This is a genomic window from Eubacterium sp. BIOML-A2 (assembly GCF_009680135.1).
In the GTDB taxonomy this organism is placed as follows: Bacteria; Bacillota; Clostridia; order Lachnospirales; family Lachnospiraceae; genus Faecalicatena; species Faecalicatena contortus_B.
In genome coordinates this window covers 1-15,426 of the sequence record NZ_WKZK01000071.1, presented here as the reverse complement: position 1 = coordinate 15,426, position 15,426 = coordinate 1, and the positions used below count along the sequence as shown (strand labels likewise).

14 protein-coding genes are annotated in these 15,426 nt (G+C 45.1%); 2 read left to right on the top strand and 12 right to left on the bottom strand.

Annotated features, from left to right (window positions below; translation table 11 throughout):
• Window positions 1-18 precede the first annotated feature (18 nt).
• The 7 genes from GKG43_RS20090 to GKG43_RS20060 form a co-directional block, all read right to left on the bottom strand.
• Window positions 19-1,197: a phosphoribosylaminoimidazolecarboxamide formyltransferase gene (locus GKG43_RS20090; protein ID WP_050640387.1), complete on the bottom strand. Its 1,179-nt coding sequence runs from the start codon at window positions 1,195-1,197 to the stop codon at window positions 19-21.
• 15 nt (window positions 1,198-1,212) lie between these two features.
• A complete protein-coding gene (locus tag GKG43_RS20085) occupies window positions 1,213-1,926 on the bottom strand; it encodes an IMP cyclohydrolase (protein ID WP_055155228.1) in 714 nt (237 codons plus the stop codon).
• An 81-nt stretch (window positions 1,927-2,007) separates the two neighbouring features.
• The gene (locus GKG43_RS20080; RefSeq protein WP_050640389.1) at window positions 2,008-3,324 is read right to left on the bottom strand and encodes a hemolysin family protein; all 1,317 of its coding nucleotides are present in this window, start codon (window positions 3,322-3,324) and stop codon (window positions 2,008-2,010) included.
• A gap of 352 nt (window positions 3,325-3,676) precedes the next feature.
• Complete coding sequence (locus GKG43_RS20075) at window positions 3,677-5,077, bottom strand: hypothetical protein (RefSeq protein ID WP_129879724.1); 1,401 nt, start codon at window positions 5,075-5,077, stop codon at window positions 3,677-3,679.
• A gap of 21 nt (window positions 5,078-5,098) precedes the next feature.
• Window positions 5,099-5,500, bottom strand: coding sequence for a GntR family transcriptional regulator (locus tag GKG43_RS20070; protein ID WP_050640391.1), 402 nt, complete (start codon window positions 5,498-5,500; stop codon window positions 5,099-5,101).
• A 259-nt stretch (window positions 5,501-5,759) separates the two neighbouring features.
• Window positions 5,760-6,257, bottom strand: a complete 498-nt coding sequence (locus GKG43_RS20065; protein ID WP_050640392.1) for a CarD family transcriptional regulator — start codon at window positions 6,255-6,257, stop codon at window positions 5,760-5,762.
• A 257-nt stretch (window positions 6,258-6,514) separates the two neighbouring features.
• The gene (locus tag GKG43_RS20060) at window positions 6,515-7,504 is read right to left on the bottom strand and encodes an AraC family transcriptional regulator (RefSeq protein ID WP_129879722.1); all 990 of its coding nucleotides are present in this window, start codon (window positions 7,502-7,504) and stop codon (window positions 6,515-6,517) included.
• A gap of 160 nt (window positions 7,505-7,664) precedes the next feature.
• On the opposite strand from GKG43_RS20060, the gene GKG43_RS20055 reads away from it, so the two are divergent.
• Complete coding sequence (locus tag GKG43_RS20055; RefSeq protein ID WP_050640394.1) at window positions 7,665-7,925, top strand: hypothetical protein; 261 nt, start codon at window positions 7,665-7,667, stop codon at window positions 7,923-7,925.
• A 539-nt stretch (window positions 7,926-8,464) separates the two neighbouring features.
• Here the strand turns inward: GKG43_RS20055 and GKG43_RS20050 are convergent.
• The 5 genes from GKG43_RS20050 to GKG43_RS20030 all read right to left on the bottom strand — a co-directional run bounded on the left by GKG43_RS20050 (window position 8,465) and on the right by GKG43_RS20030 (window position 13,486).
• Window positions 8,465-9,658: a site-specific integrase gene (locus GKG43_RS20050; RefSeq protein WP_002587453.1), complete on the bottom strand. Its 1,194-nt coding sequence runs from the start codon at window positions 9,656-9,658 to the stop codon at window positions 8,465-8,467.
• Between the two features lie 155 nt (window positions 9,659-9,813).
• On the bottom strand, window positions 9,814-11,034 hold the full coding sequence (locus GKG43_RS20045) for a site-specific integrase (protein ID WP_002587452.1): 1,221 nt from the start codon (window positions 11,032-11,034) through the stop codon (window positions 9,814-9,816).
• Window positions 11,035-11,118: 84 nt separating this feature from the next.
• A complete protein-coding gene (locus tag GKG43_RS20040; RefSeq protein WP_002587451.1) occupies window positions 11,119-11,349 on the bottom strand; it encodes a hypothetical protein in 231 nt (76 codons plus the stop codon).
• Between the two features lie 572 nt (window positions 11,350-11,921).
• Window positions 11,922-12,335 carry a sigma-70 family RNA polymerase sigma factor gene (locus tag GKG43_RS20035; RefSeq protein ID WP_002587450.1) on the bottom strand — a complete coding sequence of 138 codons (414 nt, stop codon included), beginning with the start codon at window positions 12,333-12,335 and terminating at the stop codon, window positions 11,922-11,924.
• Between the two features lie 464 nt (window positions 12,336-12,799).
• A complete protein-coding gene (locus GKG43_RS20030) occupies window positions 12,800-13,486 on the bottom strand; it encodes a response regulator transcription factor (RefSeq protein WP_016147206.1) in 687 nt (228 codons plus the stop codon).
• Between the two features lie 162 nt (window positions 13,487-13,648).
• Between GKG43_RS20030 and GKG43_RS20025 the strand changes: the two genes are divergently transcribed.
• On the top strand, window positions 13,649-15,106 hold the full coding sequence (locus tag GKG43_RS20025) for a DDE-type integrase/transposase/recombinase (protein WP_129880151.1): 1,458 nt from the start codon (window positions 13,649-13,651) through the stop codon (window positions 15,104-15,106).
• Window positions 15,107-15,426: the final 320 nt, after the last annotated feature.

Here is a 15,426-nt window from a genome sequence, read left to right as displayed (position 1 = left end):
CCATCCTTTCAAACGATTCTAATGATGGAACAGACGCAGTCCTGTAAATGCCATCGCCATCTGATGCCTGTTGCATGCCTCGATTACATTGTCGTCTCTCACTGAGCCCCCCGGCTGAGCTACGTACTTTACGCCGCTTTTGTAAGCGCGCTCGATATTATCGCCAAAGGGGAAGAATGCATCAGAACCAAGCGCCACACCGGTGAGCTTATCAAGCCATTCGCGCTTCTCTTCCCTGGTAAATACTTCTGGTTTTTCTTTAAATGTATTCTCCCAGACGCCGTCGGCAAGGACATCCATATATTCCTCTCCGATGTACAGATCAATGGCATTGTCTCTGTCTGCACGCCTGATATCATCTTTAAACGGCAGTTCCAGTACCTTGGGGCACTGACGCAGCCACCAGTTGTCTGCTTTTTGTCCTGCCAGTCTTGTACAGTGAATCCGGGACTGCTGCCCTGCCCCGATGCCGATTGCCTGCCCGTCTTTTACATAGCATACGGAGTTGGACTGAGTATACTTCAACGTAATCATTGAAATCGCCAGATCCATTTTGGCTGATTCCGGAATGTCTTTATTCTCTGTAACTACATTTGCAAAGAATTCCTCATCAATCTTCAGTTCATTCCTTCCCTGCTCAAATGTAATTCCAAATACCTCTTTGCGCTCCAACGGAGCCGGAACGTAGTTCGGGTCAATCTCTATGACATTATAGTTGCCATTTTTCTTCTGCTTTAAAATCTCAAGAGCTTCCGGCTCATAACCGGGTGCAATCACACCGTCTGACACCTCTCTCTTAATCAGCCTTGCGGTGTCCGCATCGCAGACATCAGACAGGGAAATAAAATCACCAAAAGAGGACATCCTGTCGGCTCCCCTCGCTCTCGCATATGCGCATGCCAGAGGAGACAGCTCACCCAGGTCTTCTACCCAGTAAATCTTAGCCAGTGTTTCATCCAAAGGAAGCCCTACGGCAGCCCCTGCCGGAGACACATGTTTAAATGAGGTCGCAGCCGGCAGGCCGGTGGCCTTCTTCAGTTCACTGACCAGCTGCCAGCCATTGAACGCATCCAGAAAGTTAATATAACCCGGGCGTCCGCAAAGCACCCTGATCGGCAGTTCGCTGCCATCCTCCATATAGATTCTGGACGGCTTCTGGTTCGGGTTACAGCCATATTTCAATTCTAATTCATTCATTTTATCCTTCGCTCCTTATTGATTCTTATTTACAATCTTTGTCTCGTATTTTCCGTTCTCGATATCTATATAACGCACAAAAAGAGAAACCTTGTTGTCCTCATTCAGACTGTTCCACAAAATCTCTGTGAAGCGTTCGATATCATCCGGAACAGATATCAGCTTTGGCTCTCCCTCAAAACTCGGCAGGGGGGTTCCATCACACATGTATGTATGGATAAAATGTCCCTCTCCCGCCAGAGGATTTTCATAAGCGAATGTATACCTGCTGCAGCTCTCCGGATTCCCATTGCTGCTCTTTAAGATAGACATTGCATAGTTATATCTGCCGTTTTCCAGGTGCATAATCCCGGAAATACGGGGTGTATAGTTAGGGCCATCCGGCTCAAATTCTCTTGAGCGCAGACTCTGCTCAAATGTCATCTGCCTGTCCATGCCTTCATATATGGTGTCTGTCTGATCCCCGTTTGTCACGATCGTTTTATTGCCCAGTACGCGAACCGGTGCATAAATAATAAGGCTCGGGTCTGTCAGTTTGGAAGGGTCGAACGCCTGTGTCCTGATTCCTTCCCCATCTTCCACAAAGATGCGGTTGCGGCTGTTCTCGCTTCTTCCCATAATGAAATAAGCAGTCACGGCTTTTTTGCCGTCTTCACTCTTCCCAATGATAATACCTCTCCCGGGATACGAGTTATTCTTTAATTCCTGCTCGATTGATAACATTTTCATAAGATGGCTCTCCTTTGAATTTCATGATTATTTCGCTGTATACAGACTTATTATACCTGCGAACTCGCGTAAGTTCAATAACTAAGCTGAGTTTTTTCTCATGCGCACTTTGCTGATCCGATTCCCCTTCATCTCCTCAATAGAAAATTCCACCTGGTCTGCCGCAATTGTTTCCCTGCTCTCCTTGCCCGGAATATACCCCAGTTGTTCAATCAGATATCCTGACAGGGTGTCATAATTCTCCGTAACCAGCTTCAGTCCCATCTCTTCGTTCAGGTCATCTATGAGAATCCCGCCGTCCAGCATATATTCATTTTCATTCAGCAGAATAATCTCCTGGACAACTTCCTCATATTCCTCGCTGATTTCTCCCATAATCTCTTCAACCAGGTCTTCCACCGTAACAATTCCCGAAAAACCGCCGTATTCGTCTACCAATACAGCCATGTGCTTTCTGGACTTCTGAAGGTCCCGGAACAATTCATCCGCATCCTTTGTGTCAGGCACGAAATAGGGCTTACGAACCACTTTCCTGATATCCAGGCCGTCCCAGCCCTTCTTGCACACTTCAATCATCACGTCCTTGATATGAAGAATTCCGATGATATTATCAATATTCCCCTCATACACAGGGATTCTGGAATGTCTGGATTCCAGAATTTCATCTGCCAGAGTCGCAAAGGGCTCCTCCACATCCAGCACATACACGTCCCGTCTCGGCACCATAACTTCCCGGGCCGTCCTGTCGTCAAATGAAAATACGGAATTAATCATCTCCCGCTCTTCATCCTCAAAAGTACCATTTTCATTTCCCATCTTCAGCAGGGCTTTGATTTCTTCTTCTGTCACAGCCTCTTCCTGATCCTCTGTCTTCAGCCTGAGCAGCCGCAGGACAGCTTTCGTCGATACAGACAATAGCTTAATAAACGGGGAAAGTATCTTAGAAATATAGTGGACCGGCATAACCGTCACCATACAGAACGCCTCCGCCTTCTGCAGTGCAATCCTTTTGGGCACAAGCTCACCAAACACAAGGTTAAAGAACATCAAAAGCAGAGTCACGCCATTTCTGGCAATCGCCATACTGTACGGTACATTCATGTTCTCAAGCCATGCCGCAAGCGTAGGCGCAATCCCCGCCGCCGCAGATGCACTGGAATAAAATCCGGCAAATGTTATCGCTACCTGAATCGTTGAAAGAAACTTCGTAGAATCCTCAAAGAGGCTTTGGATCACGACTGCCTTTTTATTCCCCTCCTCCGCAAGGCTCCTGATCCTGTTCTTATTCACAGAGACCACAGCCATCTCGGCGCCGGCAAAAAAAGCATTCATGAGCGTGAAAAATAATAAGAGTAACAGTTGAAATAAAATCGTGTTCCCGTCAGGGTCTGAGTCCATAGTAAAAAATAATCCTCCTAATAATAATTTTTTACGCCTGTGGCGTTTACATTCCGGAAAGGGGCTCCCCTCTTTGCAGAATGTTTTTAGATGGAGTATAGCATGAAGCAGACTATTTGGCAATACTGAAATTTTTATAGAAACTTACTTTTGCTTGTAGATGGATGAGGGGGGGACGCTTGTTTCTATGGTGGGAACTCAAACGGGGGCAGCGGATGTGTCTGGGCAGACGGACACATCCGCTGCTCCGCCTGTGATCCCTATCATGGAGCGAGTTTATTCCTCCCGATCGGATGAACCTAGCTGACCGTCCCGACTTACGGTAAGCGCCCCCCTTCATCCTCTCCCGAGTCTAAAACTCATTCACCAACTCCAAATACCAACGTTCCGTTTCGCTTTTTTCCTGGCTATTTATTAGTACCGTATATTGGGGGAGTTCTATTTTTAAAATCGGAGAATAACCGCGGTAAATGTACAGGCGGAATTCTCCCTGCTTTTTCTCCCTGAATTTACCGACAAGCTGGCGTTCGTCTCCGAGGCCGTTCGTCCTTGTAAAATCCCCATCAGGCATTGAATCCAGCAGTTCTATCCCTTTTATCTCATCCCGTTTAAACGAAATAGGAGCCATAGGGGATGAGACACTGATATCCTCCCCGTTGACTACCAGATATCTGGGGGTGAAATCCATCTTCAGAAATACCATCAGTATTACGATGAAGGTAATCAGAACAAAGCTTATAGTCCCAAAAGTAAAGACCTTTCCTCCTGTCCGGCCCATATTCGTAGTGTAATTGGAAGTACAATACCGATCCGGCACCCATACTCTTGGGTCATTCGGATTATTATACCAGCCATTTTTCCAGTATATATCGTCATCCACATATAGTGGTTGCTGGTCTTGCTTTATGATATCTTTCTTTTTCCATCTGAGGTATAAAAATGCGGCCAGGATCAGGATTCCCATGGTACACTGGACCACTATGTACCATAGGATGTTTGCCGGCGTAAAGGCCCTAAGCCGTATTCCCGAATAAATCACGGTCCCGATAGCCACCAGATTCAGATAATTACTGATCATCCAGATACCCGACCAGACTCTCTTGACAAGCCGGTTCACTTTCAAATTGATCTTTGTGTTGCTGCTGTAAACTTCATTTCTTCTACGTACTGCCCACAAATGCATCCCGGTAAAGAACAGCGCTGACACAATGGCGGCACCGGTAAGCCCCCACATTTCCGGCGCTTTTGCAAGAGTTTCCCTGACATGCGGGATAAAAGCCAAAACCCCTGCAGCCGCGAAAACAGGAAGGTTCCACCAAATAGAGAAGGGAAGTCTGTCATTCTCTGCAGAAACATTCGTATCTACCACAACAATCTTACTGCCGGATGCACCCTGCCATCCCCGTTCCATCTTAAGATCATACAGCTGCCTGTGGGCTGCATTAAGCAGTCCCATGGCGCCCGCTGTAAGTTCAATCAGCCAAGCGCTCCAAGCAAGGATAAATATGGAGAGATACCAAAAATTCAGAAAACAAACCGCTGCCGACAATAGCAGGTTCACTGCATAAAACCACTTTGTCCTGCGCCTGTGTTTCTCCATCAGTGCTTCCACTTCCCGTTCATGCACGGCATAGGATGGTATATGGACTCCCAGCAGCATTCCTTCACTGTATGTTCTCCTGTGTCCATAAACCGCCATAAATATTACTGTTATAAATATATCCGTAAATAAAAATATTAGAAAAACAGCCATGCAGCCTCCTTCTCAGACTTTCTATCCCTCTGTTGCCGTTTCATATTCCTGCAAATGCAGCTCCGAAAACATCTTTTCGCAGAGGGATACAAACTCCTGCTGGTTCATCCCTTTCAACTTTGCCTCCGCCGTCAGCAGCTCCAATTCCTCTTCCAGCTTCTCATGGAATACGCCGTCCGCATCCTGTACCGGCCGCACCACAGCCCCATGACGTCTGTCAATCTCAATAAACCCTTCTGCTTTTAGAACCTGATACGCTTTATTCACCGTCATCGTATTTATTCCCGCGTCTCCTGCAAGCTGCCGCACAGTTGGAAGCTTCTCCCCAACCCTTAACGCCCCTCTTCCAATGCCCAGTACAATTTGATTGCGCAGCTGCACATATATAGGAATATCTCCGGACATATCCAGTTTTAGAATCACCACATCACCTCCCCCAAAATTATTTTTATGTTACACATCTTTATTTGTATTACTCATTATAATACAAATAATACATAAGTCAACCCTGTTTTTCTTCAATCGTATTCGTATTTGCTCCAAATAGCTTTTACACCGCGCCTGCCAGAAATAATGGCGGGATGGCACCAAAAAGCCGGGATAGGTTCTATACATTCCGAACCTATCCCGGCTTTCCCGTCGGCATCTCCTCTTTTTTCAGGCAGACGCCCCTTTAATACAATCACTCATCTTCCTGTGCATAACTCTTTGTCTCTTGTATATAGTGTTCTACTTTATTTTGCGGTATCCCAAGCGCATACCCCAGTTCGCTGTACAGGGCATGCTCAATCAGCTGCTGATATTTCTTATCAATACTGGTTATGCTGCCTCTGCTGATCGTTCTTTTATGGAGTGTCTTCAGTACTTTTACCCAATCTTTTGGTCTATTGCCGGAGATACAGTCTTTGTATTCCCGCTCCCTCAGCTTTTCATTCTGGATCCAGAGCACATCAATCTCATCCAATTTTTGGATCAGCTCGATCGCCTCGTCTCTGCTCACTGGTTTCCTGATATTTTCCTTATCCTCTGTGGGCACATATGCCCGCTCTCTTGAATCCTCCAAAGACTGCAGGGTATAATACCTTTTTCTGCGGTCCACAAAGCTAAAATTCAAAGTTCCTACATCTTCTACCTTAAACATCCCTTTGCACTTATAAACTACTACTTCACCCGGATTCATTCTTTACGCTTCCTCTTTCTTTCCAAATCTACTGCAGGTACACTCTGACTATATTAATTAGGATTTAAGAAAGGCCGGTACATCATCTGTAACGGCCTGTTCTCAGCTTCTATATTTTGATTATATCATATTTTACCGCTTTTTGTAAGGCTTTTTGCTCCTATCCGATAAATTTCATGAATTTGTTTCAAAAATTCCCTACAGATCTTTGTGTATTCTGCACAGTCCGGGCCATGAATCGTCAGATATATAGCTCCTCACCGACCTTCTCCTGCCTGTATCTGTTTCCGGTATTCTTTCGGGGTCATCTGCACAGATTCTTTAAATATCCTGAAAAAATGACTGGGGCTTGAATAGCCGCAGGCCTCAGATACCTGATAGACGGTAAGCCCGGTATCGGCCAGAAGGTGCATGGCCTCATTCAGCCTGACCTCCTTCATAATATCACGGCAATTTCTTCCGGTGTACTTTTTTATATATCCGGTGAGATAATTGGCATTGTATCCCAGTCCCGCTGCCATTTCCTCCAGGGTCTGCTGCATACAGTGTTCCCGTACATACTGAACCACTTTCCTCGCCTTCCTGTCCATGCCATAGTAACTGTACCGGCCACGCTTCACAAGACTGTCCAGAAGCAAAAGAAGCCATGCTTCCAATGCAAAAGTCTGATGAAATCCCGCCTGTGTGTACTCCTCGACCATATTGTTCATGAATATCGGAATATTTTTGCTGTATCCGGTAGAAAAAAACATATATTTTTCTTTGCCCGGATTATCATATCTCAAAAATTCCGAGATTGGATTTCTATCCATCACAAACTCCCGCAGTGTCCGTCCAAAAAGTTTATCCTTAATACAGACATTTACGATAAGCGTCTCCGGATTTACACAATGGATTGCCTGAAGCGCATATTTGTTCAACAGTACAATATCTCCCTGGGACATGTAAAGCTCTACGCCATCAATTTCATTCAGCAGCTCCCCCTGGCATACATAGCACAATTCAAAAAAATCATGATTATGCAGCGGAAAATCTTCTGTCACCTCATGTCCCAATATGTAAATATTCTCCCGTTCAGGAAATCCGGATGCAAGTTTTTGAATATCGTGAATAAAATAATGTTCCTCCAGCTCGTTATAGTTGTGCTTAAGCAGCTCCTGCGGAAGAATCACTTTATGCTCTCTCTGCGGTTCTCCCCGGCGGTTTTTTACAACAGCCAGGGACTCCGCCATTTTATTCTGCCGCATATGCACCTCCTCCGTGAACTTTATACTGCGCCTGTGTCATACTTTCGCCCCAATTAAAATGTGAGAAAATCACACATTGACGTGTAATTACTCCCTGTTCTGATGACTCATTTTACCATATAATATTGGTATAAGCAATGAAACCAAGGAGGTGGCGGGTATGAAAACATATGTGATTCATTTAGATACTGTGCAAAAGTTAAAAGACTATCTGTATATGCTGGGAAATTTTTCTTTTACAGGAATTGTTGCAACAGACTGTGTAAATGTCCAGCCAGACGACGTTCTCTCTCTGTTTGACCGCTGCAGCGACGGAACATTTGTACTGACGGTTCAGGGCTGTGAAGGGCAGGTGCTGGAAAGCATGGAAAAATATTTAGAAGATTGCGGCCTTGTCTGCCACGATAAAAAAATTGCATAATCATTTCAAAAACCCACAAACATAATGTTCGTGGGTTTTCCATGCGATAAAATATGCAATTTTTATTGTTTGCTGAACTGCGGCTGCCTATATTTACTGAGTTATTAGAACGTGGTATTACAAACATGTTACAATAGCAGGGCTTCTCATTACTCCTTACCACACCTCAAAATAAAATGCAAAAGGAACCCAACGCATCAGGTTCCTTTAGGTGTAGTCCGAAGACGTCCACCGCAATTCTTATATATAATATACACCTTTTCTGCCAAATATATAAGTATATCTACGGCTTAATCACTAAAAAACTCCCCAAGGCCGAAGCCCTGAGGAGTGGTAAAATCTTTTTGAAATTGTACGTTCAGAAACGTATGCTTATCTCTTACTGAACTGTGGTGCTCTACGAGCTGCTTTGAGACCGTACTAAACTCCTTTGAGCGCCGATTTTCCTTGGTATTCCGGGCTTTTCCGGCTTTTCAATGTTCAGTTGTCCTATTCCTTAACCAAGGAAAATGGTGCATTTTCAATCAGCATCCCGCCAGTTAAAGCGCGCTGTTCACTACCTCGAACAACTCCTCTGGCTTATTATATTTCACCTTTGCGTAAATGTCCATAGTTGTTTTGCTGTTTTCATGTCCTGCAAGGTACTGAACTGTCTTGGGATCAACGCCTGCATAAAGAAGGTTCGTGATGTAAGTGTGCCGTAACAGGTGTGGGGTAACATCAAAATCCAGCGTATATTGGATATTGGGATTGTTCTTCTGTGTCATACCCAGCGTTGGCTCCACTGTGTATTTGATGCTCTGCCCATTCACATACTTATAGTAATTGCGGGGTTTGGTGGACCGGACGACTACATACTGCCACACCCGTTGAAACTGCGATGCAGCTAAAGGCTGTCCTTCGCTGTCCGCAATCACATAGTCTGATCTGGAGACTGCCTTGGCTTCCCGCAGGCAATCAACCAAACACTTGGGGATTGGAATATCTCTTTTTGCCGCCTTAGTCTTTAGCACCGTAGAAACCACGGGCCTGTTATGCTCTGTGCGCCATGCCCGCCTCACCGAGATATAAGGCGTAGACTCGTCCAGAAATACACAGTCCCATTGCAGTGCAAGGATTTCTTCCCGGCGTAGGCCCGAATACAGGCCGAGCATAATAAACAGATAAGGTGGAAGTCCCCGGACCGTATCCAGAAGCACCTCTACCTGCTGGTCTGTCAGTGCATCCTTCTTTTTCGCTGGCTTTCCGCCCTTTCCCGATATTCCTACACAGGGGTTATACTCAAGTATTTGGCTGCGCTCCGCCGAGTAGAAAATACACTTGAGAAGCATATTCACCGTACTGTATAACCCCTCCGATTTATTCGACAGCGGCACAAGTGCCAGTCGAATATCATCAGCCGTCACTTCCTCCATATACATCTCTCCCAAAGGTTTGATGATGTAATTCTTCATGTCGGTGGTATATCCCTTCAATGTAGCCGTAGATACCTTTGCTGATTGCATCAGCAGCCACTTCTCGCAATACTCAGCCACCGTCGGATGCTGCCGGCGAAAGATAATCTCCTCTACCTCGCGCCGCGCCTCTAATTGCTTTTCATACAATTCCTCGCAGGTGGCAGCATACAAGCTCACCTGCTTGCCATCCGCATCCAGAATCCGGGTTCTGTAATATGGGATTCCTTTTCTCATAACAGTTCCGTACTGCGGAACCTCCGTTTTTTTCTTAGCCATCTTTGACCTTCCTTTCTTGATTACGTGCAGTTTCCGTATCTACACTCTCTTTTTATCAGAAAGTCCAAATTTAATCAAAGATACGGCCTATGTAAAACAAAGAGCGAGACATCCTTGCCTCGCTCCTGCTCCATTTCCTATTTTATTGTTTCGCCTTATGCTCGTACAGCATCCCATTGAGCAAATGCATTGCCCATCGTTCTGACCAGCTCATCCGGTCTGTTGTATTTGACCTTTGCGTAGATGTCCATGGTAATTTTGCTGCTTTCATGGCCTGCCAGATATTGAACCGTTTTGGGGTCTACCGATGAATGAATAAGATTCGTGATGTAGGTGTGCCGCAGCTGATGCGGTGTAACCTCGAAGTCCAAGCTGTAAACCACATGGCCGTTGTTTCGGGCCTTTTCTCCAAGCTCCGGGTAAAGCATATACTTCACATATTTTCCGTCCACCAGTTTGCGGGCCATTCTCGGTTTCGCGGTTCGCGTCACAATATACTGCCACAGCCGCTTAAACTGCGTATAAGACAGAGGTTCTCCATCCCGGTTTGCGACCACATACTCCGAAGTCGAATTTGCTTTTGCTTCTTTCAGACATTCTGCCAAGCAGGTCGGAAGGGGGATATTTCTCTCCGCAGCCTTTGTCTTTAATTCGTCGAGAATCACCGGCCTGTTATTTTCAGTATGCCATGCCCGCCGCACTGCTAAGTAAGGGAAGTCTCCATCCAGATAAACCGCATCCCATTTCAAGGCAAGTATTTCTTCACGTCTCAAGCCTGCGTACAGGCCAAGCATAACAAATACATAAGGGGGAAGTCCCTGTACGGTATCCAATAAGCGCGCGGCCTGATCGTCTGTCAGTGCCGCTTTATCTTTCTGCGGAACGCCGCCACCTTTTGTCGTAAGATAAATCGTCGGGTTATCATCAATGATTCGGCTTTCCTTTGCTGCACGAAAAATAGATTTATACAGAATCACGACTGACTTATATACCGATGCGGATTTTTTTGAGACAGGGACAAGCGCAAGCTGAATATCATCCAGGCTAACCTCTCCCATCCGCTTATCTCCCAATTCCGCAATGATGTGCCGCCTGACCTTTGAGGTGTAATCCGTCAAAGTAGTTGCCCGTACATGGACAGACTGCATCAGCAGCCATTTCTCACAGTATTCTGCAACCGTGGGCGATTTCCGATGGAATGTGGCGTTGTTGATCTGCTCCAACGCATTTGTTTCCTTATTATAAAGTTCTTCGGGCGTTCTTGCATAAAGGGCTACGAGCTTCCCATCTGCATCTTCAATCCTTGTTCTGTAATACTCAATACCATTGAGCATCACTGTACCGTATTCTGGAATCATCATTTTTCTTTTTGCCAATTCCGTCACCTCCAAAAAATAATCTCCAGCGCTGTATCTTTGTTTTATCAAACTTCTTCAATTCCAGCAAGGATACGGATTGGCTCATGCTTTGGCGTTCCGGGGCTTGCGGTAAGTTGCGCTCTTTTCCATAGGTTTTGCCCGGTGTGTGCATTTTGCGATATACTCCTGAAGGCCCATATCAGTAAAATATACACAACCGTTCTGCACATACTGAACATAAGAAATCAAGCCGTTGTTACGGGCTGCATCTAAGGTCGTAATACTGATCCCCAAGATTTTGGCAGCTTCTTTTCGTGTAATCAGTTTTTCCATAAATCATATTCCCTCCATTCTGTCAAGGTTGTCATCGTGCTTTCAAAATCACATGAATGCACTGGCAGCCGAAACTGCCAGTGCATGGTATCTAACTTTGAAAAGAAAACTGCATCTGAATACTGAGCTGTTGTTTACAACAAATGGACGCAGCTCTCTTGAATTTTAGTTTTGCTTTCGCCACATTTGCCACGCATCCCTGACGATGGGGACATTCCTGATCTCCGCTGGCGCGGCTGTCATAACTCCGCAGCGTCGTTTTATTCGTGCGCCGCAGGGTTCCGCCTCAAGTCCGTGGGCGGGTGTGAACAAGTATCTTTAAGCCCCCATGGAGTCCTCGCGCCCGAAGTGCCACCTCCGGGTCTCAGGCTGGCGTTGATCGCTGGGAACAGCCTTGTTTATCACCTCCTTGGGCTGTCCATCTTGGCGGCGCGCCTGATTCGCTCGTACATGGGTTATGTACCAGAAATGCCGTCTATTCGATTGTCAAAGTACATCGAAGGGGAGAAACTTGTCCTTCTTATTAACACTGACAAAAAGAGTGAAAAACAGGCGCTTCAAATGAAACTTTATCAAAAATATTTTGCTAACTGTTTCAACCCACGCCGGATGCTGTCACGAACACGGCTCGGATCTACGCCTTCGGCTCTGGCAATCTCATTTACGCTCATCCCCAGATAGTACCGGGCGTAAATTCTCCTTGCCTGTTTCTTCGGCAAAGCCATCACGGCGGAGTAAATCTGCTCGCGCAGCTGCTTTTCCTCCAGAAGCATCTCCGGCGTCTCCAGCTTTCGCAGGACCGCATTTTCAATTCCATTCTCACAGTCCAGGGAGTACTGCGCCTTATAGCGATACATTTTTCGCTCATAGGCTGCTTCAGCTCGCTCGTCAGACTGAAACACCGCTTGTACTTCATCGGTTACTTCCAAAAAGGCATCGGTTTTATAAACATCGGGATACAGATCCCGAAGATTGACTTTCTTCATTATGTACCTCCATTTCGATTCACGGGTGATTAGCGGGTGAATCGAATGGAGGCGGGGAACGGCATCGAGGCCGTTTGGGGACATTCGGCAAAAAACGACAAGCAAAAGCGCCAGTCTCCCATTCCAGGAAACTGGCGCAACAAAAAAGATCATTATTATTCCGGTTTGCGCAGAACGATAATACTGACAGGTTGCCGAACTGCCCCGGAGGGGAAGCTACACTTTTTTTAGCAAGTGAAGATTATGAGAACTGTAAAAGGTTAAAACAAACAAAGCGGCATCCTCCTATATGCCGCTGTAAATAACCTTTCTGTCTACGCAGTATAAAGCGGCAGCTATTCAGCAAGCCGCGTTTTCATTGAACCATTACTCAATTAACAGCTGCTCGCCATTATTGAGAGCTATGGTATAGAACAGAAAGCAAGATTTACTTTAGATTTATACAAGATTTGCACAAGAAATACCTATACTTCGAATTTGTAGCCTATTCCTCGAATGCTTTTAATATGTTCTGATGCAGTTTCCGAACTTTTTAACTTTTTCCGTAAATTACTTATATGGCTTGAAATCGCATTGCGTGAATAAAACGAAAAATCATCATGCCAAACAGAATCCATTATCATTTCATAAGTATAGACTTGCCGTTGATTCATAATTAGCAGCGCAAGAATATCAAACTCTTTTTCGGTCAAATCAATGCATACCCCAGCTATCTCTACAGACCTGTACTCTAAGCAGAAAGACAAGTCTTTCACAGTGATGATTGTTAGCGGTCTTCTTTTATCTTTTGGTATTTTCAAACAATTTCTCATACTATTTTTCTCTGAAAACATTTCTACCATAGGATGATTATAGGTATGTAAATATTGAGCAGCACCAAAATGGACACATGCATACCGCTGTTCCTCCGAATATGAAGGTGGCACAACAATAATTGGTACCGCACGTTTTTGTCTCAAGATATCCAAATCGTCTTGTGGAATCACATCAGAGCAAATAGCTACGCATATATATTCTTTAAAAGACAGCATTGCGGCCGCTTGTTTAATATTATCAGCATAGTCAAATTCAATTTCAAATTCTTTCCATCGGCCAGCAGTAACCTCATATTCATTATAGGCGTATCCTACGCCCAATACATGCGGAACCATATGTTCACCTCCTACTACTTCTAGGTAGTGTCAAGTTTCACTACCTTTTTTTATTGTTAAACCTTGATTTTATGGGAGTTTGCAATAAAAAGAGCATTGACCTCCCTTTTTCTGGTATAATGTCAATCGCCAAACCAACCTTAAACCAAGGAGACAATGCTCATGGACATTATACTGTATTTACTTCACTTAATTCAATACCAACATAAACAAATTTGCTGGCTTATTAACTTTATCTGTAGATATATCCCTCTCAAACAATGGGCTTTCGATGATTCCCATTCTCCCAAGTATCAGAAGTTCAAGATTGACGAACTTCCTAAGATTATTTCATACAAACAGGATTGGGACTGGAAAGAGCTTATTCCTTACTATCAGGAACGCTATCACAAAATCATCAAGCCTGTGTTCAGGCACGGAGAATGCGATATTCCAGAGTCCTGTCACTGCCCCGTTTGCGACGCGCCTGCTGACTATCTCAAGTGGAACAATGGAAAGCGCAAATCTCAAGTGTTGTGCAAGGTCTGCCAGACCACTTTTTCCCCAACCGAAGATAACCGTTTTTCTAAATCCACTGTATTGAGATGCCCTCACTGTAATCACAGTCTTGATCGTAAAAAGGACCGGAAACACTTCATCGTCCACAAATGTGTTAACCCCAAGTGCCCATACTATCTACACAATCTGAAGAAAGTTGACAAAAAGCATCTTGAAGAAGATTACGGCAAAAACAAATATAAGCTTCACTACATCTACCGCGAATTCACGATAGATTTCTTTAAGTTGGATTTAAACTCCCTTCCAAAGAATGCATCTTCCCTGAAATTCACCAAGTTCGATTCCCATACCATGGCACTTTGTTTGACTCTGCATGTGAATCTCGGTCTTTCTCTCAGAAAAACCAAGCAGGCACTCCTTGATCTTTACGGTATTGACATCTCACATCAGAGCATTGCCAACTACTGCAAATCTGCCGCCATGTGTATCAAACCCTTTGTAGACCATTACGATTACGGCACAGGCTCTGTATTCACTGCTGATGAAACCTACATTAAAATCCGTGGCGTTAAAGCCTACATCTGGTTCATTATGGATGCGGCAAAACGTTCCATCATTGGCTACCAGGTCTCGGATAATCGTGGTGTCGGTCCTTGTATCCTTACAATGAGAATGGCTTTCCGGAACCTAAAAGAACTTCCAAAAAACTTTAAATTCATTGCGGATGGATACAGCGCCTATCCATTGGCTGCACAGCAGTTCTTCCATGAATTTGGAGATAAATTCAAGTTCGATATTACCCAGGTAATTGGTCTTACCAACGACGATGCGGTGTCAAAAGAGTTCCGTCCATACAAACAGATGATTGAAAGACTCAACCGTACATACAAGGCCTCTTACAGACCCACAAACGGCTTTGACAACATCGACGGTGCCAACTATGATCTGGCTCTATGGGTTGCTTACTACAACTTTCTCCGCCCACACAAGCATGTCGGCTACAAAGTACTGAACGAAGTAGAAATGCTCAAAGGCGCTGATAACATGCCTGGAAAATGGCAGCTTCTCATCTTCCTCGGCCAGCAGACCATCCTTAATCTTCAAAATCAGGCATCTGCATAATGGAGCGGAACTGTTGTCAGGTAAACCGTGGAATACCGCAGTGCCGTAGGCGCGAGGATATGCCGCGAAAGTTGCTTGACATAAGGTTCTCGGATTATCCTGTCAAACAGAAAAGGGGCAACTGCGCCCTTTTCCTGCCTTCCGGCGAGGACGGGTTCGGGCAGAGCCTGAAAATGGGTCAAGGGACGAGTCCCTTGCGGGTACTTAGGGCAGAGCCCTAAGCCCTCGGAGAGCTTATCGTGATCAATATCTACAGTTTTCAAGGTTCAATTGAGCCTTATTTATTTGACTCGTTTTTCCATACATCATTTGACACTATC

What these genes read in the sequence shown, in the direction of transcription:
- GKG43_RS20090 (WP_050640387.1), bottom strand. Translation starts at nt 1,197, where the DNA reads ATGAATGAATTAGAATTGAAATATGGCTGTAACCCGAACCAGAAGCCG.
- GKG43_RS20085 (WP_055155228.1), bottom strand. Translation starts at nt 1,926, where the DNA reads ATGAAAATGTTATCAATCGAGCAGGAATTAAAGAATAACTCGTATCCC.
- GKG43_RS20080 (WP_050640389.1), bottom strand. Translation starts at nt 3,324, where the DNA reads ATGGACTCAGACCCTGACGGGAACACGATTTTATTTCAACTGTTACTC.
- GKG43_RS20075 (WP_129879724.1), bottom strand. Translation starts at nt 5,077, where the DNA reads ATGGCTGTTTTTCTAATATTTTTATTTACGGATATATTTATAACAGTA.
- GKG43_RS20065 (WP_050640392.1), bottom strand. Translation starts at nt 6,257, where the DNA reads ATGAATCCGGGTGAAGTAGTAGTTTATAAGTGCAAAGGGATGTTTAAG.
- GKG43_RS20060 (WP_129879722.1), bottom strand. Translation starts at nt 7,504, where the DNA reads ATGCGGCAGAATAAAATGGCGGAGTCCCTGGCTGTTGTAAAAAACCGC.
- GKG43_RS20055 (WP_050640394.1), top strand. Translation starts at nt 7,665, where the DNA reads ATGAAAACATATGTGATTCATTTAGATACTGTGCAAAAGTTAAAAGAC.
- GKG43_RS20050 (WP_002587453.1), bottom strand. Translation starts at nt 9,658, where the DNA reads ATGGCTAAGAAAAAAACGGAGGTTCCGCAGTACGGAACTGTTATGAGA.
- GKG43_RS20040 (WP_002587451.1), bottom strand. Translation starts at nt 11,349, where the DNA reads ATGGAAAAACTGATTACACGAAAAGAAGCTGCCAAAATCTTGGGGATC.
- GKG43_RS20035 (WP_002587450.1), bottom strand. Translation starts at nt 12,335, where the DNA reads ATGAAGAAAGTCAATCTTCGGGATCTGTATCCCGATGTTTATAAAACC.
- GKG43_RS20030 (WP_016147206.1), bottom strand. Translation starts at nt 13,486, where the DNA reads ATGGTTCCGCATGTATTGGGCGTAGGATACGCCTATAATGAATATGAG.
- GKG43_RS20025 (WP_129880151.1), top strand. Translation starts at nt 13,649, where the DNA reads ATGGACATTATACTGTATTTACTTCACTTAATTCAATACCAACATAAA.